We start from the raw sequence: 1325 nt of genomic DNA, 5'->3' as shown, positions 1-1325 counted from the left end.
GTTGGAGCAGTTCTTATAGCTTCAGTTATTCCAGCAATAACCGCTGTTGGTTCTGCTTTTATATCGCTTGGTGTTGCTATCATGACAACCCCCATAGGCTGGATAATGGCTGGTATTGCAGCCCTTATTGGAATTGGATATCTGCTTTATAAAAATTGGGATACGGTCATGAATTTCTTACGAAATTTGTTGAGTTCTTTGGCTAATTTATGCAGTAACATTTTCAGTAACCTCTTTAGTCTCTTTAAAAAGTTTTCACCCCTCTCTTGGATTGCAAAAGGCATAAATGCATTGATTAAATGGTTGCTTGGGGTCGATTTAATGGAAGCAGGTTCCAATCTTATTAATGGGCTTTGGGAGGGCATCAAAAGCAAATGGGGTGATCTATATAACGGATTTGGCAATATGATGAATAAATTAACCAGTTGGATACCTGGCTTTGGAGGAAAAAAATCAAAGTTTAATGTCTCAATAGACAAAACTTCAACGCAGACCATTAAAACCTTTACTGATGAAACCAATACACGGGCAAAAAAAATGCTGGATACAGCAGTGGTTACAAATACCCCCCTGAAAAACGCAAGAGTGGTTTTAATACAAGTGTCGTTGAAACAGGACAAATGCAGGCAACAAATAAAGTAGGTGCCTTTAAAGCTCCAAAGCCAATTACGGTTCATAAGCCCGTTGAAGTAGACGCCCGTGTAACCATTACAAATCTCAATATTTCAGTACCAAATGGTCTCAAGGACGAAATCAGAGACGCTGTCAATCAAGCACTTGAACGCTATGCAAAACAGCAACGTTTAGCCATAGCCTCTAGCCTTTCGGATTAAATACCATGATGTTAGCTTTGGGTGGTTTTATTTTTTCGATTGAAACAGCTGCTTATCAAACACTTGATATGTCTTATGGCATTCCATGGGTAGAGCAAGGACGATTGGGGCGCAAAGCAGCTCTTCAATTGCCTGCCGTTGCAAATGCGGAATTTTCTTTAACTGGTGTGATTTATCCAGATTTCAAAGGTGGTCACAGACAGCTCGAATATTTACGGCAAATGGCACATGAAGGACCTCACATTCTTGTGACTGGTCAAGGCAAAATCTTAGGAAAGTTTGTCATTCTTTCTGTAGAGGAAAAGCAAAGCATTTTTCACCAAAACGGGTCCCCCAAAAAACAAGAATTTACAATAAAGTTGAGAGAATATGGTGAAGAGTTATGAGTGATCTTTACGTAACAAAAGAAGGCGATATGGTTGATGCCATTTGCTGGAGATACTATGCAAAGGGTCAACAAGCCCTTGCTGTTGAACGCGTTTATGCAGCAAA

At 39.8% G+C, this 1325-nt stretch carries 2 protein-coding genes and 1 pseudogene; all 3 read left to right on the top strand.

Annotation, left to right across the window (positions count from 1 at the left end; genetic code table 11):
• Nucleotides 1-833, top strand: a pseudogene (locus tag ACFINX_RS09535) (phage tail protein); the annotation flags it as partial.
• A 5-nt stretch (nt 834-838) separates the two neighbouring features.
• Complete coding sequence (locus ACFINX_RS09530; RefSeq protein WP_375646059.1) at nt 839-1219, top strand: phage tail protein; 381 nt, start codon at nt 839-841, stop codon at nt 1217-1219.
• On the top strand, nt 1216-1325 hold a 110-nt coding region (locus ACFINX_RS09525), incomplete at its 3' end, for a tail protein X (protein ID WP_375668749.1). The genes ACFINX_RS09530 and ACFINX_RS09525, both read left to right, overlap by 4 nt.

Source organism: Bartonella sp. AP36NXGY (assembly GCF_042195865.1).
Classification (GTDB): domain Bacteria; phylum Pseudomonadota; class Alphaproteobacteria; order Rhizobiales; family Rhizobiaceae; genus Bartonella.
This window is presented reverse-complemented; position numbering and strand designations above follow the sequence as displayed.